The sequence below is a fragment of the Variovorax atrisoli 110B genome (genome assembly GCF_000382045.1).
Taxonomy (GTDB): Bacteria; Pseudomonadota; Gammaproteobacteria; order Burkholderiales; family Burkholderiaceae_C; genus Variovorax; species Variovorax atrisoli.
This window is the reverse complement of record NZ_KB907458.1, coordinates 82,614-107,726: the sequence shown is the minus strand read 5'-3', so window position 1 is coordinate 107,726 and position 25,113 is coordinate 82,614. Positions and strand designations below refer to the sequence as shown.

The window sequence follows — 25,113 nt, the reverse complement described above, 5'->3', positions numbered from 1 at the left end:
GGTCTTGTTGTTCTTCTTCGCGCATCAACCCGAGATGAAGGTCGGCCACACCTGGAACTGCAGCTTCAGCGCGACCACGAAGGCCAGGTAGCTGCCCAGCGCGAGGATGGTCGCGAGGATGGTCACGCCCTTCCAGCCGAAGTTGTCCCCGGCAAGGCTGGCGATGAAGGTCAGCGCGTAGATGGCGACGATGAGGCCCATCGACGGCAGCCCGATGCTCGGCAGGCCGCCCAGCAGCACGCCGAACATCAGGTTCGCGCCGATGATGAAGACCAGCGGCTTCCATGCGATGCGCCCGACGGGCTCGCCGTCCTCCGTCTCAACGGCCAGCGCCTTGAGCGTGATGAGTACGCCCATGAGGGCGATGAGGATGCCCACGATCAGGGGGAAGTAGCCCGGACCCATGCGTGCCCCGGTGCCGACGTTGTAGGTCGTGGCGCCCCATGCGAAGGCCACGCCGAAGGCGCTGAAGAGCACGCCCGAGCAGAAGTCTCTCTGGCTCTTGATTCTCAAAGTAGATGTCTCCTGGAACTGCGTTGATCCGCACGAGATGTGCGCCCAGCCGATCCTAGGAATTCACGGCCCCGCCGTGCATGAACAGAACATTGCCATTCGGCAATGCTTGCGGTCTCAGTCCGCCATCGGCAGGTCGATGCACGCGCGCAGCCCTGGCTTCGCGTCCGCGAAGTCGAGCCGCCCGCCATGCAGCGCCACCACGGCGAGCACGCTCGCAAGGCCGAGGCCGTGGCCCGGCACGCTGCGGTCGAGCCGGTGGAAGCGCACGCCGATGCGCTCGTGCTCCGTCCTCGGGATGCCGGGCCCGTCGTCCTGCACGAAGAGCTGCGCCCTGCCGTCCACCGTGTGGGTTCCGATGCGCACCGTGGCGCCGGTGCCTGCGTACTTGAGCGCGTTGTCGAGAAGGTTGGCGGCAGCGCCCGCCAGCAGGTCGCGGTCACCCAGCGCGACGGCCATGTCGGCGGGCTCGCGCAGCAGCGCGATGCTCCGCACCTCGGCCACGGCCTCGTAGAGTTCCGCCACGTCGTCGGCGATGACGTGCAGCGCCACCGGCGCGAACTGCTGCCGCCGCGCGCCGGCTTCCACCTCGGCGATCTGCAGCAGCTTCTCGAACACCACGGCCAGCTCTTCCAGTTCGCGGATGGCGGTGCTCACCGCATCGCGCTGGGGGTCGCCGGCATCGAGTCCGGCCTCCACGGCGCGCAGCCGCACAAGCACGCGCGTGAGGGGCGTACGCAGGTTGTGCGCGATGGTGTTGGAGACGTGGCGCACCCCGTCCATCAGCGACTGGATGCGGTCGAGCATGGCGTTGATGTCGTGCTCCAGCAGCGCGAACTCGTCCTCCTCGCCCGAAGGCTCCACGCGCTCCTGCAGCTCGCCCGCAGCGATGCGCACCGCCGTGCGCCGCACCGCACCCACGCTGCGTTCCAGCTCCTGCCGGAAGACGAAGGTCCCGCCGATCAGCAGCAGCACCGCCACGATGCCCGCGGCCGCGCTCGCGCTGGCCACCAGCGACTCGATGGACTCCTGGTCGCGCAGGTCGTGCCCCACCACCAGCATGCCGCCGTCGGGCAGCGAGCGCATCACCAGGTAGGCGATGACGGTCTGCCCCGAACGCACCACGCGGCGGTGCACGCCGTCGCCGGCATCGGGGGCCTGCGAGGGCATCTGGTCGAGGTTGCCCGCGAGCTTGTTGCCTTCGCGGTCGGTCAGCAGGTAGATCTCGTTGTCGGAGTTGCGTCCGTCGGAGAGCGCGTTCGAGATCTCGCCGGCCACGCCGTCGGCGCCGCGCGCGTCGTAGCGCACCATCAGCTGCTGCATGCTCGCGGCCACCTGCCGCACCATGCGCTGCTGCAGCACGCCCACCGTCTGCATGTAGACGATGGCCAGCGCCGCCAGCATGGTGATCGCCACCAGCAGCCCGTAGTAGAAGGCGAGCCGGAAGCCGACCGAGCGCCACAGCCGGCGCAGGGCCGCCGTCATTGCGGCGCCGACAGCGTGTAGCCCACGCCGCGCACGGTGTGGATCAGCGTGGGTGCGCCGCCCGCGTCGAGCTTGCCGCGCAGCCGGCTGACCTGCACGTCGATCACGTTGGTCTGCGGGTCGAACTGGTAGTCCCACACCGCCTCCAGCAGCATGGTGCGGGTGACCACCTGGCCCGGATGCATCATGAGATAGGCCAGGAGGCGGAACTCGCGCGGCTGCAGCGCGATGGCGCGGCCCCCGCGCTCCACATGCCGGCGCGCGAGGTCGAGCGTGAGGTCGGCCACCTGCAGCATGCGGATCTCGGGCCCGGTGCGCGAGCGCCGCACCAGCGCTTCGGCGCGCGCCGCGAGTTCCGAAAAGGCGAAAGGCTTGGCCAGGTAGTCGTCGCCGCCGGCCTTGAGGCCGCGCACGCGCTCGTCGAGCGCGTTCAGCGCGCTGAGCACCAGCACCGGCGTTTTCCTGCCGAGCGCGCGCATGGTCGAGAGGATCGACAGGCCGTCGACCTCGTTGGGCAGCATGCGGTCGAGGATGACGATGTCCCACTGCTCGCCGGTGGCGCGCGCGAGCGCGTCGGTGCCGTCACGGCTGATCACCGCCACGTGGCCGAGCGAGCGGAATCCTTCGGCGATGTAGCGCGCGTTGTCGGCGTCGTCCTCGACGATGAGGCAGCGCCACATGGCGGTGCTGCCTAGCACGCCGGTGCGGCGCCCCGGTACGGAGCGACAGATGAAAGAGAGGGTTTCCGAGGAAGCTGCGTTCTGATGCTCATGGCGATGGAGTCGGCCGGCGCCCCGCCGTCACGTTCACGCGGGTGCCGCCGGGGCCATCCTAGCCGGCATTGGATCAGAGAAGGCGCGGCTGCTTCATTACCGTTTGTCCATGTTGGGCCGCCATGCTCGGACGCGCCCGCCGTGGCGATCCTTGGACGGCATGGTTGTCGGCCTGGGTCAGTCCATGCCCTGGAGGGGCCCCGAGGCGCGGATCTGCGTCGCGGTCTTCGCCCAGGTCTTCTCCAGCATCCGGGACAGGTACGAGCCCGATTCCCAGCCCACCTGCAGCGCGATGGACAGCACCGAGTCGCGCGTGTTCCTCAGCAGGAACTCCGCGCGCTCCAGGCGCCGGCGCTGCAGGTAGGCCAGCGGCGACACGCCGTATTTCGCGCGGAAGACGCGCTCCACCTGCCGGCGCGAAACACGGTGCTGCTGCGCGAAGGCCTCCAGCATCAGCGGCCGGGAAAGATCGGCTTCGATGGTTTCCGCCAGCAGTTCTGCCACCAGCAGGGCCGATGCGGGATCGCCGTCCGACAGCGGCTGGCCGCTGAGCCTTGCAGCTTCCATGACGAGCGCGCCGCACAGCGCATAGTTCTCCGCGGTGCCGGCCTTGGCCGACTCGAACATGCGCTGCGACAGCGCACGCAGCGCCGTGCTGCCGGCGCGCATGCCCTGCGATGGAGCGGAAACGCCCTGCGCCTGCAGCGCGGTGGCCCACAGCGCGGGGTCCACATAGACCGCGATGTGCGTCTGCCCCGCCGTGAGCGTGGTGGTCGAATGCGCGCTGCCGGCCGCAAACCAGAGGAAATGGCCGGGGCCCAGGGTCTGCGCGCCGCCCTGCGCATCGCCGACGCTGAAGCGTCCCGCCAGCGGCACGAACAGCATGTCGCAGTCGTGCACGTGCGTGTCGGTGGCGTAGCGCTCGCGGGCGTTCGCGACCATGGTGGCGTGGTGCGACAGGCGCTCGACGAACAGCGACTGGCGCGGCATCGGGGCCAGTGCCGGGGTCGGGGTGTTCAGGTGCATGGCCACTCCTTGTCGCATTTGAACTCGTGCATGTCGCAATCGGCCGCGCGCGTCCGCGCACGCTCAACAGAATCGGGAAACACCACTCCCGCCAGCAAGAAACATGAAACCCCAAGCACTGCGCCGCCGCGCGCTCCTCGGGCTGGCAGCCGCCGGCCTCCTGTACGGCCCTGCCGCCTCATGGTCGGCTCCGGAAACGGCCTACCCGGCCAAGCCGGTGACGATCATCGTACCCTTCCCCGCCGGCGGCGGCACCGACGTCATCTTCCGCTCGGTGCAGCAGCGGCTGCAGGCCGCGCTCGGCGTGTCGGTGATCATCGACAACCGCTCCGGCGCCGGCGGCACCGTGGGCACCGGCTTCGGCGCGAAGGCGAACCCCGACGGCTACACACTGGTGGCCGCCACCACCTCGACCATCGCCTCCGCCGACGCCGTCTACCCCAAGCTGCCCTACGACCCGGTCAAGGACCTCGTGCCCATCGGCACCATCGGCACCACGCCCTTCGTGCTGGTGGTGACGCCCTCGCTCGCAGCGCGCGACGTGAAGGGCTTCGTCGACCACGCCAAGGCCCATCCGCAGGCGCTCAACTACGGCAGCATCGGCAACGGCAGCCTGAGCCACCTGGCGGGCGAGCTCTTCAAGCAGCGCACCGGCATCGAGATGACCCATGTGCCCTACCGCGGCGCGGCGCCCGCGCAGGCCGACCTGATGGCGGGCCAGATCCAGGCGCTGTTCGACAACCCGCCTGCCCTGCTCGCGCAGGTGCGTGGCGGCCGCATGCGGGCGCTGGCGATCAGCGAGCCCTCGGCCGGATTCGAGGGTCTGCCGACCTTCGAGCAGGCCGGCATCAAGGGTTTCAGGCCTCAGCTCTGGTACGGCCTGATGGCACCCGCAGCGACGCCGCAGCCAGTGGTGCAGCGCCTGCGCGCCGCGCTCGACACCGCCATGCGCGATGCAGGCCTGCGCGCCGACATGCAGTCCAAGGGCGTGACGCCGTGGACCGTGACGCCCGATGCGTTCCAGGCACAGATCCGCAGCGACATCCAGCTCTGGGGCGGCATCGCGCGCTCGGTGAATGCGAAGGCCGAATGACGATGACGACACCCCGCCCTCCGCACGCCCACAACATCCGCGTCTTCGTGGGGTCCGACCCGAGGATCGGCGGCAACCCCGCACCGGTCTGGCTCGATGCCGATGCGCTCTCCACCGCGCAGATGCAGGAATACACGCGGCGCAGCGGCCATGAATCGGTCTTCGTGCTGAAGCCCGCAACGCCCGCGCACGCCCTGCGCATGCGCTACTTCGTGCCCAACCACGAAATGGAGATGTGCGGCCACGCCACCGTCGGCGCGCTCTGGCTGCTGCACCGGCGCGGCGAATGGGACGGCTCGCCCATCGCCATCGAGACGCTGAGCGGCACCGTGACCGGCCGCCGCGTCGACGGCACGGTACAGATCAGCCAGCCTCGCGCGGTGGTGGAGGAAGTGAGGCAGCGGGCGCTGGTCGAGGAGATCGCACGTTGCCTGGGCATCGATGCGGCAAGCGTCGTCGGGCCCGTGCTCAACGCCGCGACCAGCCGCGTGAAGACGCTGGTGCGGCTGCCCGATACGACGCGGCTCCACGGCTTGCGCGTGGATTTCGCCCGCGTCGAGTCGCTGTGCGAGCGGCTGGGCTCGACCGGGCTGTATCCGTACGCGCTTTCGGATGGGGAAGGCGAAGTCTGCACGGTCAGCGCGCGGCAGTTCCCCAAGTCCTCCGGCTATCCCGAAGATGCGGCCACGGGCATCGCCGCAGCGGCACTCGCATGGGGCCTGCGCCACCTGGGCCTGGTGGGCACGGATGCGCTCACGGTGACGGTGCGGCAGGGCGAAGCCATGGGCTCGCCTTCCGCCATCCATGTCGGCTTGCCGTCGGAAGCGATGGCGCAGGAAGGCTGCCGGGTCGGCGGCGAGTGCTGCGAGGAACCGCCGGAGGATCTGCGCCTGGACGTGCTCTGCCCGCCGGAAGCGGCGCGAGCCAGCCCTTCCGGAACCTACGCCACCTTCTCGAAGGCGGGCGGGCTGTGGCACTCCAGCGGCGTCGTCGGGCGCGAGAACGGCGAAGTCATCGCCGGGCCGCTGCGGGGGCCGGACGACGTGGAGCGCGGCCAGCGCGCGGCGGTGGCTGCAGTGGCCGCTCTGCTGCGCGCCGCACGGGAAGAGCTGGGCAGCCTCTCGCGCGTCGCCCGCGCTGTCGCGCTGAACGGATACCTCCAGACAGGCAGCGATTTCGCGGAGCACGCGAAGGTGATGGACGCGGCCTCGGACCTGCTGCGGCACGTCTTTCCCGAGGCACCGCTGCCGGCCCGCACAACCGTCGGCGTCGCGTCGCTGCCGCGCGGCGGCGCGGCCGAGGTGTCGTTGACGCTGGAAGTACGCGACTGACCGGCGTGCGGCGGCCTTCTCAGCGCTTACTGGTACGCCGCCAGCTCCTGCTTCGCGATCGCGTTGCGATGCACCTCGTCGGGACCGTCCGCCACGCGCAGGTGCCGCTCGTAGGCGTAGAAGTTCGTGAGCAGCGTGTCCTGGCTCAGGCCCATGGCGCCGTAGGCCTGCATGGCCCAGTCGATCACCTTCACGCAGTTGTTGGGCGTGAGCACCTTGATCATCGCGATCTCCTTCGCGGCGACCTTGTTGCCCACGGTGTCCATGCGGTAGGCAGCGTTGAGCACCATCCAGCGCGACTGCTCGATGAGCATGCGCGACTCGGCGATGCGTTCGCGCCACACGCCCTGCTCCGACAGCGGCTTGTGGAAGGCGGTGCGCGACACCAGGCGCCGGCACATCATCTCCAGCGCGGCCTCGGCCATGCCGATGGCGCGCATGCAGTGGTGGATGCGGCCGGGCCCGAGGCGGCCCTGTGCGATCTCGAAGCCGCGGCCTTCGCCCAGCAGGATGTTCTCCACCGGCACGCGCACGTTCTCGAACACGATCTCCGGGTGGCCGAAGGGCGGGTCGTACACGCCCAGCAGCGCCATGTCGCGCACGATGGTCACGCCGGGCGTGTTCTTCGGCACCAGGATCATCGACTGCTGCCTGTGGCGATCGGCGTTGTCGGGGTCGGTCTTGCCCATGAGCACGAAGATCTCGCAGCGCTCGTTCATCGCGCCGGTGATGTACCACTTGCGGCCGTTGATGACGTACTCGTCGCCCTCGCGGCGGATGCTGCAGCGGATGTTGGTGGCGTCGCTGGAGGCCACCTCGGGCTCGGTCATCGCGAAGGACGAGCGGATCTCGCCGGCCAGCAGCGGCTTGAGCCAGCGCTCCTGCTGCGCCTTGGTGCCGTAGCGCGCCAGCACTTCCATGTTGCCGGTGTCGGGCGCGGAGCAGTTGAAGATCTCCGAGCACCAGTAGCGCCGGCCCATGATCTCGCACAGCGGCGCGTACTCGACGTTGCTGAGGCCAGGGCCGTGCTCCGACTCGGGCAGGAAGAGGTTCCACAGCCCGCGCTCGCGCGCCTTGGCCTTGAGGCCGGCCATCATCGGTAGCTCGGCATACGGCCGGCCCGCGCGGGCATTGGCGGCCAGCTCCTCCTCATGGCGCTTCTCGTTGGGGTAGACGTGCTCGTCCATGAACCTGAGCAGTTCCTCGCGCAGCGCGATCACCCGGGGCGTGAATTCGAAATGCATGGTGCGTCCTTCGGCAAGAGTCGATGTGTAGGTGTGGCTTGAAGGTACGTCGCACGCCGTGTTTCGCACGGTCTTCCGGGTGACAGCGCAGCACCCGTGCTGTCACCTTCGCAGCAGCGGCCGGCGCGACAATGCGGGCATGACCGCCAGCCCCACGGACGCTTCTTCTTCTCCCGCCTCGCCGCGCCCCGTGCGCATGGCCGCGACCCTCATCGTGCTGCGCGACGCGAACGCCGGCCTCGAGGTGCTGATGCTGCGGCGGGCCGAGAAGGCCAACGACCAGAACAGCGGCGCGAGCGTGTTCCCGGGCGGCGTGATCGACGCGCACGACCGCGGCCTGCACGGCTGCTGCAGCGGCCTCGACGACCGTGCCGCGAGCGAGCGGCTCGAAGTGCCCGATGGCGGCCTCGACTACTACGCGGCAGCGATCCGCGAATGCTTCGAGGAGGCCGGGCTGCTGTTCGCGACCGATTCCGCCGGACGGCCAGTGACGCTCGACGGCCTGCCTCCAGACCAGCTCGCCGAGATGCGCCATGCGGCGGAACAAGGCACCGACGCGCTGCTCTCGCTGTGCGCGCAGCACGGCTGGAAGCTCGCGGCCGACCGGCTCGCGTACTTCTCGCACTGGCTCACGCCGCCGGGCATGCCGCGCCGCTTCGACACGCGCTTCTTCCTGGCCACCATGCCCGAGGCGCAGAGCGTTCGGCCCGACGGGCGCGAGACGGTCGAGCACATGTGGCTGCGCCCCGCCGATGCGGTCGACCCGGCACGCGGGCTCAAGCTGATGAACGTGACGCGCCGCATCCTGCTGGAGCTCGCGCGATTCCAAAGCGTGCAGGAGCTCATGGCGCATGCGCGCGACCTCAAGCACATTCCCCGCGTGATGCCGCGGCTGGCGGACGGTCCGAAGGGAAGGCGGCCGGTGAACATGGAGGAGCCTTCTTACGAGGAAGTCGGCTTCGTCGATCCGGACGGCGAAGGCGGCGGGCGCTATGCGCACGAGGCCGGGCTGGCGATGCGGCTTTCGGCACGGGTTCTCCGGGTGACCGGGGAAGCCGGCGACGGATCGGGCACGCTGGTGCACGGCTATTTCGTGGGAACGGCGGGCGGCGATTGCGCCCTGATCTACGCATCGCCCGCAGGCCGCGCGCATGCCGAGGCGCTTGCCGCTGCGGCGCCGGGGCATGTGCGATGGCTTCTGTCGACGCAGGCGCCTTCGGAAGACGGCCTGCGCGAACTCTGGCCCGATGCTTCCGCCGCGGCACCGGCGCCTGGAGAACAGATCCGCATCGGCGACGCCACGCTGCGCGTGCTGCCGGGCGATGGCGAGGCGCAATCGCGCCGGTTCCTGCTGGTCGAGGAAGGGACCCTGTTCACGGGCGCTTCCGATGCGCCCGCGGCCGGCGAAGAGCAGGTTCGCTGGATCGCGCCGCGCCAAGGCTTCCTGCACAGCCGGCGCTGACCGCCGCGCAGCGCCTCATCGCGCCGCACGGCCGTGGCATGCATCGTGCAAGATCGGCACATCATGCTTCCCCTGTCTCCCGACGCGCTGCGCCAGCGGCTGCGGTCCTTCGCATCGCGCGCGCAGCCCGTGCGCATTCTTCTCACCCTCGGCAGTCTCATGGCGGGCTGCGCCTGGACCGGCCACACCGATGCGGTGATTCCCCTCTTCCTCGGCGCCATCGCCAGCGCGCTGGCCGAGACCGACGACAGCTGGCGCGGCCGGCTGCGCGCGCAGCTGGTCACGCTCGTCTGCTTCGCGGCCATCGCCTTCGCGGTGGAGGCGGCCTTCGGCATGCCGCTGCTGTTCATCGCCGGGTTCGCGCTGGCGGCCTTCTGGCTCACCATGCTCGGCGCGGTGGAGGCGCGCTACAAGGCGATCGCATATGCGACGCTGATCCTCGCGATGTACGCCACGCTGGGCATCGAGAACATGGGCGAGCACGGCGTCGTGCATCGCGGACGCGAGCCCCTGCTGCTGGTGGCCGGCGCGGCCTGGTACGGCGTGTTCTCGGTGCTGTGGTGCGCGGCCTTTCCGGCACAGCCGGTGCAGGCGCGGCTGGTGACGCTATTCACCGTGCTGGGCAACTATGTGCGCTACAAGGCGTCGCTGTTCGAGCCGCTGCGCGGCATCGACATCGAGCGCAAGCGGCTCGCGCTCGCACAGCTCAACGCCGAGGTGGTGACCGAGCTCAACGCGGCCAAGGAGAGCATCTTCCGCCGCATCGGCGCGCGGGCGCCGACTGGCCGCATCTCGCGCTACCGGGGGCTGTACCTGATCGCGCAGGACGTGCACGAGCGCGCCAGCTCCTCGCACGACGACTACAACGCGCTGGCCGACGCCTTCTTCCACAGCGACCTGCTCTACCGCTGCCAGCGCGTGCTGGGCCTGCAGGGGCTGGCCTGCCAGCGTCTGGCCGATTCGATCGCGCGGCGCGAGCCCTTCGAGGTGGGAACGGAGACCGTGCAGGCGCTGGCCGACCTGCGCAGCGCCATCGAGCACGAGCGCGCGCGGGCCGGCACGCCCGCACGGCTGGCGCTGCTGGCCTCGGTGGAGGCGCTGGCGCGCAATCTGGCGCTGCTCGACGGACAGCTCGCGGGGGCCAGCCAGCCCTCGGCGCGCGCGGGTCGTACCGAGATGGGCCTGTTCGACCGCTCGCCGCGCTCCTGGCGCGACGCCGTCGAGCGCGTGCGGCGCCAGCTCACGGTGCGATCGCCGCTCTTTCGGCATGCGCTGCGGCTGTCGATCGCGCTGGTGGCGGGCTACGGGGTGATGCAGCTCATCCATCCGGCGCAGGGCTACTGGATCCTGCTGACCACGCTCTTCGTCTGCCAGCAGACGTATGGCGACACCATCGCGCGCATGGGGCAGCGCATTGCCGGCACAGCCCTCGGCGTGGTGGCGGGCTGGGCGCTGCTGCAGCTCTTTCCGCAGCCGCTGGTGCAGTCGGTGCTCGCGGTGATCGCCGGGGTGCTGTTCTTCGCGACCCGCGCCACGCGCTACCTGCTGGCCACCGCATCCATGACGCTGCTGGTGCTGATGTGCTTCAACCAGGTCGGCGACAGCGGCGTGCTGCTGGTGCCGCGGCTGGTCGACACGGCCATCGGCAGCGCGATCGCCGGGCTGGCGGTGCTGCTGGTGCTGCCTCACTGGCAGGCCCGCCGCATCAACGAACTGGCGGCGGCCGCCATGCGCGGTCATGCGGGCTACCTGCGGCAGATCGTCGGCCAGTACCGCACCGGCGCGCGCGACCACCTCGACTACCGACTGGCGCGGCGCAACGACCACAACGCGGACGCGGCGCTGTCCACCGCGGTGTCGGACATGTTCCGCGAGCCGGGCTACGTGCGGCCGCGCGCGGGGGTGGCGCTGCGCTTCCTCATCCGCTCGCACACGCTGCTGAGCTATCTGTCGGCGCTCGGCGCACACCGTGCCGCAGTGCCCGATTCGGCCCAGATGGCGGTGCTGCATGCATCGGCCGAGGGGGCGATCGCGGCGCTGGAGGCGCTGGCGGCCGGGCTGGAAAAGGGCGTGGTGGATGTAACAGGCCGCATCGAATCGGAAGCCGCCGCGCGCGCAGCGCTGGCGCAGGCGGCGGCCGACAGCGGCGAACGCGGCGATCCGCATGCGCGAACTTTCCACACCGAACTCGGTCTGATCTGGCTGCAGATAGACGCCCTGCGCGCCCATGCGAGCGAATGGCTGCAGCCCGAAGGCAGCGAAAACACGACCGCGCCGGCCTGAGGGGCGAGTGAACATCCGTGCGATCAGGTCGGTTGAAAGCGCCGCTGCGGGCACCCTCCCGCGCGGCAGGTAAAATACCCCTACATGTCCCGCTGGTTTGCCGCTACCGTTCTTGCCATCATGTTGTCCTGCTACGGCTTCGCCGTGCTTGCGCACAACATGCTCGGTGTCGGCCATTCGCACAGCGAACCGCAGACCGCCCAGGCCACGCAGACGCTGATCGTTAGCGTCGCCTTCCCGGACACGTCCGACCGCTCCGCCTCCTCCGACATTCCAGCGCCCGCCGAAGCCCAGAAGGCCCCGGCCGCAGGCGATGTCGACAATTCCTCGGACGACACCCTCTCCCTCGACGAAGCCGGCTCCGAACACGCCGAGCTGGTCGATGCCCGCAACGGCGCGCCCGCGCTGCTGCGCTTCACTGAACAGCCGCCGAAACTCGGCCTGACCACCATCGTCTCGCCGTTCCTGGCGCGACCCAAGCGGCCACCCCGCGCCGCTGCCTTCGTCGCCTAGGCCCTCCAAGGCCTTCGCGACCGGGGGCCGCCATGGCTCCCGCCCCCTTGCGATCCGGCACGGCCGCCATTGGCGGCGCCCGCATCGCACCGCTGCCACTCGCTCTCTCACATTCACGGCCCTGTGCCCTTCCCGCGCGCCATCCATTGCGCGCCCCCGGCGCCGGTCCAGCTTCAAGGAACAACAGGAAATGAACAACAGCCCTACCGCCTATCACGACAGCATCGAGCTGCCGATCGCTTCGCCGCAGGAGCGCAACCGCGTCCTGCGCAACACCTACTGGCTGCTCGCGCTGTCGATGCTGCCCACCGTGCTCGGCGCCTGGATCGGCGTCTCCACCGGTTTCTCGCGCGCTATGTCGCCGGGCATCGGCCTGATGGTCTTCCTCGGCGGCGCCTTCGGCTTCATGTACGCCATCGAGAAGACGAAGGAATCGGCCGCCGGCGTGCCGGTGCTGCTGGCCTTCACCTTCTTCATGGGCCTGATGCTGTCGCGCCTGGTGGGCACCGTGCTCGGCCTGGCCAACGGCGCCAGCCTGGTGATGACGGCCTTCGCCGGCACCGGCGCGATCTTCTTCGGCATGGCCACGCTGTCGTCGGTGATCAAGCGCGACCTGTCCGCCATGGGCAAGTGGCTCTTCATCGGCGCCATCCTGCTGCTGGTGGCGGGCATCGCCAACTTCTTCATCAAGTCGAGCGCGCTGATGATGACGCTGTCGGTGCTGGCCATCGGCATCTTCTCGGCCTTCATCCTGCACGACCTCAAGCGCGTGAAGGACGGCCTGGAGACCAACTACATCTCCGCCACGCTGGGTGTGTATCTCAGCATCTACAACGTCTTCCAGTCGCTGCTGGCCCTGCTGGGCATCGCCGGCGGCCGGGACGAGTGATTCCCCACGAAGGAAGAAACGGAAGGAACATCCCATGCGTCTCACCACCAAAGGCCGCTTCGCGGTCACCGCGATGATCGACATCGCCCTTCATGGGCGATCGGGCCCCGTCACGCTGGCCTCGATCAGCCTGCGCCAGCGCGTGTCGCTGTCGTACCTCGAACTGCTGTTCGGCAAGCTGCGCCGCGCCAGCCTGGTCGAATCGACCCGCGGCCCCGGCGGCGGGTATTCGCTCAGCCGCAAGGCGGCCGAGATTTCCGTGGCCGACATCGTCCTGTCGATCGAGGAACACGATGCCGAGACCACCCGTCGGCGCGATGCCGACGCGCCGGACGAAGCCGGCCGCTGCGAGATCGACGAGCTCTGGGCCACCGTGAACCTGCGGGCGGTCGAGTTCCTCCGCTCGATCTCGCTGCAGAGCCTGGTCGACGAGCAGAAGGCCAAGGGCGTGCAGGCCGCGGTGCGCAGCGAAGTGCGGCGTTCGCCCAGCGGGCAGCCCGTCACGCGCAAGCCCTTCGTCGTCGATGCGCCGAACTCGGTGTTCGCGCTGGGACGGCGACAGCAAAGCGCCAGCTAGCTCCCCAGGCCAGCCAGCCCGCCCGGCCCATGCGGCAGGGCCTGCCGCCACGGATCGACGTGGCGGCGGGCTCTCGCCCGCATGGGCCTTTTTGTCGTCGGCTTCTCCCTCGGAAGCCTCAGGATTTCTTCATGTTGCGACGCAGCACGGCAGGCAGAATGCACCATAACAGTGCAAAACAATACAGGCGCGCGACCCGGGCGACCCCGGCTCGCGCCGCATCGCGTTTCCGGACGACCATGACTTCCAAGCTCCTGCTTCTTCCTCTTTCCCTGCTCGTGCTCGCCGCATGCGGCGCCAGACAGGCCCCGGAGGCCGGCACCGCGCCGCCCGAAGTCGGCGTGATGGCAATGCACGCGAGCGACGTGCCGGTGCACACGGAACTCTCGGGCCGAACGGCCGCATTCTGCGTGTCGGAGGTGCGCCCGCAGGTCAACGGCATCGTGCGCAAGCGGCTGTTCGAGGAAGGCAGCATGGTCCGCGCGGGCCAGGTGCTGTACGAGATCGAGCCCGGCCCCTTCGAGGCGGCGCACGAGCAGGCGCAGGCCGCGCTGGCCACGGCCCAGGCGAGCATCGCGAGCCTGCGCGGCAAGGCCGAGCGCTTCGGCGAACTGGTGAAGGCCAACGCGGTGAGCCGGCAGGAGCACGAGGAAGCCCAGGCCGCGCTCGTGCAGGCCGAGGCCGGCGTGAAGGCTGCCAAGGCGGCGCTGAAGGCCGCGCGCATCAACCTCGAATTCACCCGCATCGAGGCGCCCATCTCGGGCCGCATCGGCCGCTCCAGCGTGACCGAGGGCGCGCTGGTGGCGCCGGGCCAGGCCACGGCGCTGGCAACCATCCAGCGCATCGACCCGATCTACGTCGACGTGGTGCAGTCCAGCCTCGAGCTCACGCGGCTCAAGCGCCGCTTCATCTCGGGCGACATGGCTCCCGCGAGCACGCGCGTGAGCCTTCGCATGGAAGACGGCCTGCCCTACCCGCACCCCGGCACGCTGAAGTTCGCCGAAGTGGCGGTCGATGCCGCCACCGGCTCGGTCACGCTGCGCGCGGAGTTTCCGAACCCGCAGGGACTGCTGCTGCCCGGCATGTACGTGCGTGCGCAGGTCGAGTCCGGGGTTGAACGGCAGGCCGTGCTCGCGCCGCAGCGCGGCGTGGCGCGCAACGAGAAGGGTGAGCCGACCGCGCTCGTGGTGGGCAGGGACGACAAGGTCGAGCTGCGCACGCTCGAAGTGCGCAGCGCGGCGGGCGACCAGTGGATCGTGACCGGCGGCCTGCAGGAAGGCGACCGGCTCGTGGTCGACGGCCTGCAGCGCGCCCACCCTGGCGACAAGGTGAAGCCGGTGCCGATAGCGGCCGCGGCGTCGCCTTCATCGGCAGATTGAGACAACGCAAGTGATCGCCAATTTCTTCATCCAGCGGCCCGTGTTCGCATGGGTCATCGCCATCCTCGTCATGCTGGCCGGCGGGGTGGCCATCCGCACGCTGCCGGTGTCGCAGTACCCGGACATCGCGCCGCCCACCGTCGTCGTCTCGGCCAACTACCCGGGCGCCTCGGCGCAGGCGGTGGAGAGCAGCGTCACGCAGGTGCTCGAACAGCAGCTCAAGGGCATCGACGGGCTGCTGTATTTCAAGTCGACCAGCAGCTCGGCCGGCTGGGCCGAGATCAGCGTCACCTTCCGCCAGGGCATCAACCCCGACACCGCCCAGGTGCAGGTGCAGAACAAGGTCAGCCAGGCCACCAGCCGGCTGCCGCAGGCGGTGCAGCAGCAGGGCGTGACGGTCGCGAAGTCGCAGAACAACTTCCTGCTGATCGTGGCCCTCTACGACGAGACCGACCGCCGCACCGACACCGACGTGGCCGACTGGATGGCCAGCAACCTGCGCGACTCCATCAGCCGCGTCGACGGCGTGGGCTCGGTGCAGGCCTTCGGCGCTTCGTATGCGATGCGCATCTGGCTCGACCCGCACCGGCTCGCGAGCTACCAGTTGATGCCCTCGGACGTGACCGCCGCCATCGCCGCGCAGAACACGCAGGTGTCGGTCGGCGAGATCGGCGCGCGGCCCTCGCCCGCGAGGCAGCAGCTCAACGCCACGGTGACGGCGCTATCGCGGCTGCAGACGCCCGGGCAGTTCCGCGACATCGTGCTGAAGACGCAGGCCGACGGCGCCGTGGTGCGCCTGGGCGACGTGGCGCGGGTGGAGATGGGCAGCGAGTCGTACGCCGAGACCACGCGCCTGAACGGCCATCCCGCCGCGGGCGCTGCGGTCATGCTGGCGCCCGGCGCCAACGCGCTGACCACGGCCAGCGCGGTGAAGGCGCGCATGGCCGAGATGGAGCCTTCGCTGCCGGCCGGCCTGCGCGTGGCCTACGCGGAGGACACCACGCGCTTCGTGAAGATCTCGATCAGGTCGGTCATCAAGACGCTGCTGGAGGCGATCGCGCTGGTGGTGGTCGTGATGTACCTGTTCCTGCAGAACTGGCGCGCCACGGTCATCCCGGCCATCACGGTGCCGGTGGTGCTGCTGGGCACCTTCGGCGTGCTCGCGGCCTTCGGCTATTCGATCAACGTGCTCACGCTCTTCGGCATGGTGCTGGCCATCGGCCTGCTGGTGGACGACGCGATCGTGGTGGTGGAGAACGTCGAGCGCGTGATGCACGAGGAAGGGCTCGACCCGAAGGCGGCCACCGTCAAGTCGATGCAGGAGATCACCGGCGCGCTGGTGGGCATCGCGGTGGTGGTGTCGGCAGTGTTCCTGCCGATGGCCTTCTTCGGCGGCTCGGTGGGCGTGATCTACCGGCAGTTCTCTGTGACGATCATCGCGTCGATGGTGCTGTCGGTGGTGGTGGCGATCGTGCTCATCCCGGCGCTGTGCGCGCGCTTCCTGCGGGCCAGCGACGCGCCGCGCACACGTGGATTCCTCGGCGCCTTCAACCGCCGCTTCGACGCGGCGCAGGGCCGCTACGCGGGCCTGCTGGGGCGCATGCTGCGCAAGCCGCTTCGCTTCGCCGTCGTGTACGCGGCCATCGCGGCCGGCATGGGCGCGCTCTACCTGAGCCTGCCCGGCGGCTTCCTGCCCGAGGAAGACCAGGGCAGCGTGATGGTGCAGCTCACGCTGCCGGCGGGCTCCACGATCAGCCGCACCGACGCGGTGAACCGCCTGGTCGAGAAGCACTTCCTCGAAACGGAGAAGGACACGACCGACACCATCTTCACCATCTCGGGCTGGAGCTACGGCGGCTCGGGGCAGAACATGGGCATGGCCTTCGTCTCGCTGAAGGACTGGTCCGAGCGCGGGCATGCGGACCAGCGCGCGCAGGCCATCGTGGAGCGCGCCGGCACCGTGCTCGGCAGGCAGCAGCGCGACGCCGAGGTCTACGGCATGGTGCCGCCGCCCATCGAGGGGCTGGGGCAGTCGAACGGCTTCGAGTTCTGGCTGCAGGACACCTCGGGCATGGGCGCGCAGAAGCTGGTGCAGGCGCGCGAGTCGCTGCTGCGCGACGCGGGCAAGGACGCGCGGCTGCAATCGGTGCGCGCCAACAGCGTGGCCGGCACGCCGCAGCTGCAGATCGACATCGACCAGCTCAAGGCCTCGGCGCTGCGCCTGTCGCTGGACGACGTGAACACCACGCTGGGCATTGCCTGGGGCGGCAGCTACGTCAACGACTTCATCGACCGCGGCCGCGTCAAGCGCGTGTACGTGCAGGCCGACGCGCCCTACCGCTCCGACCCCGACGACATCCGCGAGTGGTTCGTGCGTGGCTCCACCGGCGCGATGACGCCGTTCTCGGCCTTCGCCACCACGCGCTGGTCGCAGGGCGCGCCGCAGCTGGAGCGCTACAACGGCCTGCCGGCGGTGCAGATCCAGGGCGCGGCCTCGCACGGCACGAGCTCGGGCACGGCGATGGCGGCCGTCGAAGCCATCGCGAAGAAGCAGCGCGGCACCGGCCATGCGTGGAGCGGGCTCTCATACCAGGAGCGCCTCTCGGGCGGGCAGGCGCCGCTGCTGTTCGCGCTGTCGATCCTCGTCGTGTTCCTTTGCCTGGCGGCGCTGTACGAGAGCTGGTCGGTGCCGTTCTCGGTGATGCTGGTGATTCCGCTGGGCGTGCTCGGCGCGGTGATCGCCACGTCGCTGCGCGGCCTGTCGAACGACATCTACTTCCAGGTCGGCCTGCTCGCGACCATCGGACTGTCTGCGAAGAACGCGATCCTGATCATCGAGTTCGCCGAAGCGGCGCTGCGCCGGGGCATGCCGCTGCTCGACGCAGTGGCCGAAGGCGCGCGCCTGCGGCTGCGGCCGATCCTGATGACATCGCTGGCCTTCCTGGCCGGCGTGGTGCCGCTGGCACTGGCCACCGGCGCAGGCTCGGCGAGCCAGGTGGCCATCGGCACGGGCGTGTTCGGCGGCGTGCTGGCGGCGACGGCGCTGGGCATCTTCTTCGTGCCGCTGTTCTATCTGCTGGTGAAGCGGCTGGCGGCCCGGTTCTACAAACGCAGCGGCGTGGCGGCGGCCTCCTGAGGAGCCGTCGCCGTCAGCTCTTTCCGGCAACGGGCGAGCGTCGCGCCAGGCCCGGCAAGGTCCATCCGAAGGTCATGCCCGCCGCGGCGATCAGGATGGCGGCCGCGCCCACCACCTGCAACGCGCCCAGCCGCTGGCCGAAGGCGACGTAGTCCACGCCGATCGCCACCAGCGGATAGATGAACGACAACGCCCCGGCCACCGGTGTCGACAGCTTCTGCAGCGCGCCGTACAGCAGCACGAACACCAGCCCGGTGTAGACCACGCCCATCGTCAGGTGCACGCCCCAGGTGGCCGCGTCGGCGGGCAGCGCGCTGAGGTTCGCGAAGGGCGCGAGCATCACGATGCCCACGCACACCTGGATCAGCGCGATGAGGTGGGGCGCGATGCCGTCGAGCTTCTTCGCGACGAAGGCGGCCAACGCATAGCAGAAGGCAGCGCCCAGCGCCATGAGCACGCCGACGAAGTAGGAAGACCCGTCGGCCCCTCCGCCGGACTTGGCCTGCGCCACCAGCACCACGCCGGCGAATGCGATGCACAGCCAGATCGCCTTCATCGCGGTCAGCCGCTCCGACAGCAGCAGCGCACCCAGCGCCACCAGCATGAAGGGCTGCGTGTTGTAGACCGCCGTGGCGATGGAGATCGACGCGCGCGAGAACGACGCGAAGATCAGCACCCAGTTGACGACGAGCGCCACGCCGCCCAAGGCCGCGAGCGCGAACTTGCGCGGCGCGATGCCCCGCTTCAGCAGGCCCAGCGCGAAGCACACGACCAGCAGCGTCGCGGCGCCGAACACGCAGCGCCAGAACAGCAGGTCGGCCAGCGGCTGGTCGAAATGCACCACGAACCACCCGATGGTTCCGGAGATCGCCATGGCCGCGCTCATCTCCAGCGCGCCGCGAAGCTGTGTCTGCATGTCGGTCCGTTGTCGCCGCTGTTCAGGGGAAACAAGAGTGCCACTTATCGCGTCGCCTGGATATGCTTGGAAGAAGGCGAAAACCGCCGACGGCCTTCGAAACGAAGGCATCCAAGCCCCTCCACCGGAGAACAGGAAGATGCTCGACGCAACCGACGAAGCCATCGTGCTCGCCCTCGCGGGCAATGCCCGCATGTCGCTGAAGGAGCTGGCCCATCACGTGGGGCTCTCGTCGCCGAGCGTGTCGGAGCGGCTGCGGCGGCTCGAGGAGCGCGACGTGATCCGCGGCTACACGCTCGAGCTGAACCCGAAGGCGCTGGGCTACCAGTTCCAGGCCATCGTGCGCATCCGCCCGCTGCCGGGGCAGCTGAAGGCTGTGCAGGAACTGATCGCTGCCACGCCCGAGTTCTGCGAGTGCGACAAGGTCACGGGAGAAGACTGCTTCGTCGCGCGGCTCCATCTGCAGTCGCTCGAGCAGCTCGACGGCATCCTCGACCGCATCGCGGCCAGGGCGGAGACCAACACCTCCATCGTGAAGGCCCAGACGATCCAGAGGCGGCTGCCGCCCTTCTCGGCGCGGTGAGGCGCCGCAGCCGATCGGCGGCGCCTGCGGGTGGGTTGTGTCCTGTTTTTGCGTAGATGCGCACCATCGCCACGCGGTGGGGCCTCCCAGAATCGACCGGCCGTGAGAGGCACGGCCCGAGACGCCGATCCACAAGACCAAGGAGACACATGCCCATGATCACTTCCCGCCGCGGCCTGCTGGCCGGTTCCGCCGCCATGGCCACCGGCGCCATCGCCGGCTGCGCGCTGCCCGCCGGGGCCGGCCGCTCGGCCGCCACGCCCTTCGATGTCGCTGCGTCGACCATTCCGATCGTCGGCAGCGACCAGGTCTTTCCGGTGCGCCGCATCTACTGCATCGGCCGCAACTACGAGGCGCATGCACGCGAGATGGGATCGGACCCTAGCCGCGAGCCGCCCTTCTTCTTCCAGAAGCCGGCCGATGCGATCCAGGTCGTGACGCCGGGCGTGGTGGCCGACCACCCCTATCCCACGCTCACGAAGAACTACCACTACGAAGTCGAACTGGTGGTGGCGCTGGGCAAGGGCGGGCGCGACATCCCGACGAGCGCCGCGCTCGACCACGTGTACGGCTACTCGCTGGGCCTGGACATGACGCGCCGCGACCTGCAGCGCGAGATGGGCGACCAGAAGAAGCCCTGGGAGATCGGCAAGAGCTTCGACCATTCGGCGCCCGTGGGGCCGATCCACCCGGTGGCGAAGGTCGGGCATTTCAGCGACGGCGCGATCTGGCTCAAGGTGAACGGGCAGACGAAGCAGAGCGCCACGCTCAGGCACATGATCTGGTCGGTGGCCGAGCAGATCAGCCGGCTGTCGCAGGCCTTCGAGCTCAAGCCGGGCGACATCATCTATTCGGGCACGCCGGAGAACGTGGGGCCGGTGGTGCGCGGCGACCTGATCCAGATCCACATCGACCGGCTGCCGGAGCTGTCGGTGCGGATCGTCTGAGGAAAAAAGGCCCACCGATGCGCGGGCCGCACCGCGGCTTCAGGAGCCGGCGGCCGCCTCGCCGACCAGCCCCCACAGCGCCTCCGCCACCGGCGCCATCTGCGCCTGCTGGCGATACAGGCGGATGTCCACCGGCACGCGCCAGCCGCCCGCGCCGGCATCGGTGAGCGCGCCGCTGCGCAGGTCGTCGGCCACCAGGCTCATCGGCAGCCATGCGAGGCCGCGGCCTTCGAGGGCCATGGTGCGCAGCAGCGCGGCATGGTGGGCGGTGAAGACGACGGACAGCGACGCAGCGAAGTCCTTGCCGAACTCGATGTCCTGGATGGCGCGCATGATCCGGCCCAGGCCCGAGGCCTCGCTGTAGGCCAGCACGGCGGGCGACTTGCCCCCGCCCAGTGCATGCAGCGGAACACCGTCGGCACCGGGCGTGCTCACCGGCACCAGCACGTCGTCGCTGAGCCGCCGCACAGGGTATTGCGCCTCGTCGAGCCGGCCCGGCGCATCGGCGTGGCCGTGGCACAGCACGAACTGCACGCGGCGCTGCAGCATCAGGTCTTCGCAGGCGTAGGAGCTGTCGGAGATGGTCTGGATCGGGCCCATGCTCAGCCGCGACTCGACGCTCGCCAGCCAGCGCGGAAAGAAGGTCAGCGAGAGCACGTGCGTGGCGGCGAAGCTCAGGCTGGCCGCGGCCAGGTCGTGCGCGGCGCGGGCCTTGATGCGTGCGGCCTCCAAGCCAGCGAGCACTTCCTGCAGCAGCGGCTGGAAGCGCTTGCCCGCGGCGGTGAGCGCAGTGGGATGCGCGCTGCGGTCGAACAGGTCGACGCCCACCCATTCCTCCAGCGATCGGATGTGGCGGCTGAAGGCGGGCTGTGCGATGGAGCGGGCCTGCGCGGCGCGCGAGAAGTTGCCGGTCTCGGCCAGGGCCAGGAAGTCTTCCAGCCATTCGAGGTCGAGCGGTCTGTTGCCGGGGCCCATGCGCTGCTCGGTCGGTCGGTCGGTTGAATAGTTGTATGCGATTCGAGTATTGGACGGTCCGCACCCCGCCGGCAAAAGATGCACCCATTCCTGCACCTTGAACCACACGGAGACACAGCATGCCTTCCATCGCGAATTATCGCGGGATCATTCCCGCCATTTCCTGCCCCTTCACCAGCGACCACCGCATCGACGAACCCGCGCTGCGCAAGCTGGCCTCGTGGCTCGCCGGCCATGACGGCGTGGTGGCGGTCATGACCAACGGCCACACCGGCGAGGTCTTCTCGCTCACGCCGTCGGAGCGCGCCGAGGTGACGCGCATCGTCGCCGACGAGCTGCGCGGGCGCACGCCGGTGATCTCGTCGATCGTCTGCGAGGGCCTTGCCGAGGCCGCCGAGCATGCCCGCGCCGCGCAGGCCGCCGGCGCGGTGGCGCTGGACGTGATGCCGCCGCACCACTGGCTGCGCTTCGGCTTCACGCCCGGCCACGCGCTGCAGTACTTCGAGGCCATCCACCGCGCCGCGCCCGAGTTGGACCTGGTCTGCCACGTGTACCCGGCCTGGACGCGCGCCTCGTACTCCTCGCAGCTGCTGGCCGACCTGGCGCGGCTGCGCTACCTGCAGGCCTTCAAGGTGGGCCAGCGCGACATGAACAAGTACGCCCGCGACATCCAGGCGATCCGCGAGGCCGATGCCTCCAAGGCCATCCTCACCTGCCACGACGAATACCTGCTCGCCTCGATGGTGCAGGGCGTGGACGGCGCGCTGGTCGGCTTCGCGACCTTCATCCCGCAACTCATCATCGACCTGTGGAATGCGGTGAAGGCCGGCGACCTGAAGAAGGCCATGGCGGTGCAGGCCCTCATCACGCCGCTGAAGGACGCGGTGTACGGCGGCGGCGAGCCCACCGGCGAGGCCCATGCGCGCATGAAGGGCGGCATGTACCTGGCCGGCGTGCTGGAGAACGCCACCGTGCGCCCGCCCACCGAGGCGCCGAACGCGCGCGAGATGGACGCGCTGCGCGCCGCCGTCGAGCAGGCCGGCCTGTCGAGGCGCTGAAGCGCCAGGGGCCGCTGCGCCCCGGCCAAGAGAACACAAGGAGACAAGAGACATGCAACGCAAGCACTTCCTGCGCGCCACACTGGCCGCGCTCGCGCTGGCCGCCGTATCGACCGCCGGCCTCGCCCAGAACTGGCCCGCCCGGCCGGTGCGCATGGTGATTCCCTTCCCGCCCGGTGGCACGCTCGACACCATCGGCCGCCTGCTGGCGCAGAAGCTCGGCGAGCAGACGGGCCAGACCTTCATCGTGGAGAACCGCCCCGGCGGCAACGGCGTGATCGGCGCCGACGTGGTGTCGAAGGCGCCGGCCGACGGCTACACGCTGCTGTTCAACGCGTCGACCTTCACCACCGCGCCGATGACCATGAAGTCGGTGCCCTACGAGGTGGTGAAGGACTTCACGCCGGTGGCGCTGGTGGCGAAGGCACCGCTGTCGGTGGCGGTCAACAAGAACCTGCCGGTGAACGATGTGAAGTCGCTCATCGCCTACGCCAAGGCGCATCCCGGCAAGATGACCTTCGCGGTCGGCTCGATCGGCTCGGCCGGGCACCTGTCGACCGAGCTGCTCAAGCGCGCGGGCGGCGGGCTCGACTACCTGATCGTGCCGTACAAGGGCACGGCGCCTGCGTTCCAGGACCTGATCGGCGGGCAGATCGACGGCTTCATCGACCCGATCCTCGGCTCGCTGCAGTACCACAAGAGCGGCATGCTGAAGGTGATCGCCGTCACCTCGGCCACGCGCGCGACAAGCCTGCCGAACGTGCCCACGGTGGGCGAGAGCATCCCGGGCTACGAGTTCTACAGCTGGTACGGGCTGTGGGGCCCGGCGAAGCTGCCGGCAGCCATCACGCAGCGGCTGAACGCCGAGGTCAACAAGGCGCTGGGCACCGACATGCGCGAGACGCTGAACGCGCAGGGCCTGCTGCTGACGCCGGGCAGCGTCGAGGACTTCGCGAAGTTCCAGGCCGAGGACATGGCGCGCTCGAAGAAGATCATCACCGAGGGCAACATCCATGTCGAATGAGCTCGCCACGGCGCCCCATGCGGTGGTGACGGGCAGCAGCGGCGGCATCGGCCGCGCCATCGCCTCGCATCTGCTGCACGCGGGCTGGCGCGTGAGCGGGCTGGACCTGGCCGCGCCCACGCTGTCGTCCCATGCCGGCTTCACCCACGTGGCCGTGGACCTGGGCGACGCCGCAGCCATCGCGCGCATCGCCTCGACGCTGCAGGATGCGAGCGCGCTGGTGCACGCGGCCGGTGTGCTGCGCGTCGGTCCGCTGGGCGAACTCGATCACGCGGGCGGCGAGCTGATGTGGCGCCTGCACGTGGACGCGGCCACGCGCCTGGCCGACGCGCTCGTGCCCGCGATGGCGGCGCGCGGGCACGGCCGCGTGGTGTTCGTCGGCAGCCGTGTTGCGCAGGGGCTGCCGGGGCGCGGCCAGTACGCCGCGACCAAGGCCGCGCTGATCGCGCTCGCGCGAAGCTGGGCCGCGGAAGTCGCGGCGCGCGGCGTGACCGTGAACGTGGTGTCGCCCGGCGCGACGCAGACGTCGATGCTGCAGGACCCGGCCCGCGCGGGCAGCGCGCCGCGCCTGCCGCCCATCGGCCGGCTGATCCAGCCCGAGGAGATCGCCGCGCTCACCGGCTTTCTTCTGTCGCCGCCGGCGGCGGCCATCACGGGGCAGGACATCCCGATCTGCGGCGGCTCCTCGCTGCATCTCTGACCCTCTTTCGCTTCCTTTCCTTCCACCCGGAACCCGACCATGAAAATCGTCAACATCCTCGAATCCACCCGCCCCATCAAGTCGGACATCCGCAACGCCTACATCGACTTCTCGAAGATGACGCTGAGCCTCGTCGCGGTGGTCACCGACGTGATCCGCGACGGCCGGCCCGTCGTCGGCTACGGCTTCAATTCCAACGGCCGCTACGGCCAGGGCGGGCTGATCCGCGAGCGCTTCCTGCCGCGCCTGCTGGAGGCCGACCCGGCCTCGCTGCTCGACGAGACCGGCGACAACCTCGATCCGCACAAGATCTGGGCCCGCATGATGATCAACGAGAAGCCCGGCGGCCACGGCGAGCGCTCGGTGGCCGTGGGCACCATCGACATGGCGGTCTGGGACGCCACCGCCAAGATCGCCGGCAAGCCGCTCCATCAGCTGCTGGCCGAGCGCTATGGCAACGGCAAGCCGAACCCGCGCGTGTTCGTCTACGCGGCCGGCGGCTACTACTACCCCGGCAAGGGCCTCGAAGGCCTGCAGCGCGAGATGACCAGCTACCTGGAGCGCGGCTACTCGGTGGTGAAGATGAAGATCGGCGGCGCCACGCTCGCCGAAGACTGCGAGCGCATCGAGTCGGTGCTGAAGATCCTCGGCCCCGGCCAGCAGCTCGCGGTGGACGCCAACGGCCGCTTCGACCTGCCCACCGCCCTCGACTACGGCCGCGCGCTCTCGCAATACCCGCTCTTCTGGTACGAGGAAGCGGGCGACCCGCTCGACTACGAGCTGCAGGCCAGGCTCGGCGAGGTGTACGCCGGTCCGATGGCCACGGGCGAGAACCTGTTCTCGATGCAGGACGCGCGCAACCTCATCCGCCACGGCGGCATGCGCCCCGACCGCGACTGGCTGCAGTTCGACTGTGCGCTGAGCTACGGCCTCGTCGAATACCTGCGCACGCTCGACATGCTGAAGGAGAACGGCTGGTCGCCCTCGCGCTGCATCCCCCACGGCGGCCACCAGATGTCCCTGGCCATCGCCGCCGGCCTCGGCCTCGGCGGCAACGAGAGCTACCCCGACCTGTTCCAGCCCTACGGCGGCTTCCCCGACGGCGTGAAGGTCGACAACGGCTACGTCACCCTGCCGCCGCTGCCCGGCATCGGCTTCGAAGGCAAGGCCGACCTGATCGCCGAGATGAGGGCCCTCGCGGCCTGA

At 69.8% G+C, this 25,113-nt stretch carries 22 protein-coding genes; 15 read left to right on the top strand and 7 right to left on the bottom strand.

Features of this window, described 5'->3' with window-relative positions; all coding sequences use genetic code 11:
* Positions 1-24 precede the first annotated feature (24 nt).
* The 4 genes from G369_RS0123555 to G369_RS37195 form a co-directional block, all read right to left on the bottom strand.
* Positions 25-513, bottom strand: a complete 489-nt coding sequence (locus G369_RS0123555) for a tripartite tricarboxylate transporter TctB family protein (protein WP_019656505.1) — start codon at positions 511-513, stop codon at positions 25-27.
* A 117-nt stretch (positions 514-630) separates the two neighbouring features.
* Positions 631-1,998: a sensor histidine kinase gene (locus G369_RS0123550; RefSeq protein ID WP_019656504.1), complete on the bottom strand. Its 1,368-nt coding sequence runs from the start codon at positions 1,996-1,998 to the stop codon at positions 631-633.
* The gene (locus tag G369_RS0123545) at positions 1,995-2,678 is read right to left on the bottom strand and encodes a response regulator transcription factor (RefSeq protein WP_020723231.1); all 684 of its coding nucleotides are present in this window, start codon (positions 2,676-2,678) and stop codon (positions 1,995-1,997) included. Before G369_RS0123545 ends, G369_RS0123550 begins: the two co-directional genes overlap by 4 nt.
* Before the next feature lie 270 nt (positions 2,679-2,948).
* Complete coding sequence (locus tag G369_RS37195; protein WP_019656502.1) at positions 2,949-3,797, bottom strand: AraC family transcriptional regulator; 849 nt, start codon at positions 3,795-3,797, stop codon at positions 2,949-2,951.
* 103 nt (positions 3,798-3,900) lie between these two features.
* Here G369_RS37195 and G369_RS0123535 point away from each other — a divergent pair, with 103 nt between their 5' ends.
* Both G369_RS0123535 and G369_RS37375 read left to right on the top strand, forming a co-directional pair.
* Positions 3,901-4,890 carry a Bug family tripartite tricarboxylate transporter substrate binding protein gene (locus G369_RS0123535; RefSeq protein WP_019656501.1) on the top strand — a complete coding sequence of 330 codons (990 nt, stop codon included), beginning with the start codon at positions 3,901-3,903 and terminating at the stop codon, positions 4,888-4,890.
* A gap of 2 nt (positions 4,891-4,892) precedes the next feature.
* Positions 4,893-6,221, top strand: a complete 1,329-nt coding sequence (locus G369_RS37375) for a PhzF family phenazine biosynthesis isomerase (RefSeq protein ID WP_157773772.1) — start codon at positions 4,893-4,895, stop codon at positions 6,219-6,221.
* A gap of 26 nt (positions 6,222-6,247) precedes the next feature.
* On the opposite strand, the gene G369_RS0123525 is transcribed toward G369_RS37375, so the two are convergent.
* Complete coding sequence (locus G369_RS0123525; protein WP_019656499.1) at positions 6,248-7,465, bottom strand: acyl-CoA dehydrogenase family protein; 1,218 nt, start codon at positions 7,463-7,465, stop codon at positions 6,248-6,250.
* 139 nt (positions 7,466-7,604) lie between these two features.
* On the opposite strand from G369_RS0123525, the gene G369_RS0123520 reads away from it, so the two are divergent.
* The 7 genes from G369_RS0123520 to G369_RS0123490 all read left to right on the top strand — a co-directional run bounded on the left by G369_RS0123520 (position 7,605) and on the right by G369_RS0123490 (position 17,704).
* Positions 7,605-8,927 carry an NUDIX hydrolase gene (locus tag G369_RS0123520; RefSeq protein ID WP_019656498.1) on the top strand — a complete coding sequence of 441 codons (1,323 nt, stop codon included), beginning with the start codon at positions 7,605-7,607 and terminating at the stop codon, positions 8,925-8,927.
* Between the two features lie 63 nt (positions 8,928-8,990).
* Positions 8,991-11,210, top strand: a complete 2,220-nt coding sequence (gene yccS, locus G369_RS0123515; RefSeq protein ID WP_020723230.1) for a YccS family putative transporter — start codon at positions 8,991-8,993, stop codon at positions 11,208-11,210.
* Between the two features lie 84 nt (positions 11,211-11,294).
* Positions 11,295-11,723: a hypothetical protein gene (locus G369_RS0123510; RefSeq protein ID WP_244164373.1), complete on the top strand. Its 429-nt coding sequence runs from the start codon at positions 11,295-11,297 to the stop codon at positions 11,721-11,723.
* 190 nt (positions 11,724-11,913) lie between these two features.
* Positions 11,914-12,612 (top strand): Bax inhibitor-1/YccA family protein, encoded by a 699-nt coding sequence (locus tag G369_RS0123505; protein WP_019656495.1) that lies wholly within the window; start codon positions 11,914-11,916, stop codon positions 12,610-12,612.
* A 34-nt stretch (positions 12,613-12,646) separates the two neighbouring features.
* Positions 12,647-13,189 (top strand): Rrf2 family transcriptional regulator, encoded by a 543-nt coding sequence (locus tag G369_RS0123500; RefSeq protein WP_019656494.1) that lies wholly within the window; start codon positions 12,647-12,649, stop codon positions 13,187-13,189.
* Between the two features lie 239 nt (positions 13,190-13,428).
* Positions 13,429-14,568 (top strand): efflux RND transporter periplasmic adaptor subunit, encoded by a 1,140-nt coding sequence (locus G369_RS0123495; protein ID WP_019656493.1) that lies wholly within the window; start codon positions 13,429-13,431, stop codon positions 14,566-14,568.
* 10 nt (positions 14,569-14,578) lie between these two features.
* Positions 14,579-17,704, top strand: a complete 3,126-nt coding sequence (locus tag G369_RS0123490) for an efflux RND transporter permease subunit (protein ID WP_026346571.1) — start codon at positions 14,579-14,581, stop codon at positions 17,702-17,704.
* 13 nt (positions 17,705-17,717) lie between these two features.
* On the opposite strand, the gene G369_RS0123485 is transcribed toward G369_RS0123490, so the two are convergent.
* On the bottom strand, positions 17,718-18,620 hold the full coding sequence (locus tag G369_RS0123485; protein ID WP_026346570.1) for a DMT family transporter: 903 nt from the start codon (positions 18,618-18,620) through the stop codon (positions 17,718-17,720).
* Positions 18,621-18,759: 139 nt separating this feature from the next.
* Here G369_RS0123485 and G369_RS0123480 point away from each other — a divergent pair, with 139 nt between their 5' ends.
* Complete coding sequence (locus G369_RS0123480) at positions 18,760-19,203, top strand: Lrp/AsnC family transcriptional regulator (RefSeq protein ID WP_026346569.1); 444 nt, start codon at positions 18,760-18,762, stop codon at positions 19,201-19,203.
* Positions 19,204-19,358: 155 nt separating this feature from the next.
* A complete protein-coding gene (locus G369_RS0123475; protein ID WP_026346568.1) occupies positions 19,359-20,150 on the top strand; it encodes a fumarylacetoacetate hydrolase family protein in 792 nt (263 codons plus the stop codon).
* A 39-nt stretch (positions 20,151-20,189) separates the two neighbouring features.
* Here G369_RS0123475 and G369_RS0123470 read toward each other — a convergent pair whose 3' ends face one another.
* Complete coding sequence (locus G369_RS0123470) at positions 20,190-21,125, bottom strand: LysR family transcriptional regulator (protein WP_019656491.1); 936 nt, start codon at positions 21,123-21,125, stop codon at positions 20,190-20,192.
* A gap of 119 nt (positions 21,126-21,244) precedes the next feature.
* Between G369_RS0123470 and G369_RS0123465 the strand changes: the two genes are divergently transcribed.
* Genes G369_RS0123465 through G369_RS0123450 form a run of 4 tightly spaced genes read left to right on the top strand, consistent with a single transcriptional unit; the run spans position 21,245 to position 25,113 of the window.
* Positions 21,245-22,183, top strand: a complete 939-nt coding sequence (locus tag G369_RS0123465; protein WP_019656490.1) for a dihydrodipicolinate synthase family protein — start codon at positions 21,245-21,247, stop codon at positions 22,181-22,183.
* Positions 22,184-22,235: 52 nt separating this feature from the next.
* A complete protein-coding gene (locus G369_RS0123460; protein WP_019656489.1) occupies positions 22,236-23,207 on the top strand; it encodes a Bug family tripartite tricarboxylate transporter substrate binding protein in 972 nt (323 codons plus the stop codon).
* Positions 23,197-23,907, top strand: a complete 711-nt coding sequence (locus G369_RS0123455) for an SDR family NAD(P)-dependent oxidoreductase (protein ID WP_019656488.1) — start codon at positions 23,197-23,199, stop codon at positions 23,905-23,907. Before G369_RS0123460 ends, G369_RS0123455 begins: the two co-directional genes overlap by 11 nt.
* Before the next feature lie 39 nt (positions 23,908-23,946).
* Positions 23,947-25,113: a mandelate racemase/muconate lactonizing enzyme family protein gene (locus G369_RS0123450; RefSeq protein WP_019656487.1), complete on the top strand. Its 1,167-nt coding sequence runs from the start codon at positions 23,947-23,949 to the stop codon at positions 25,111-25,113.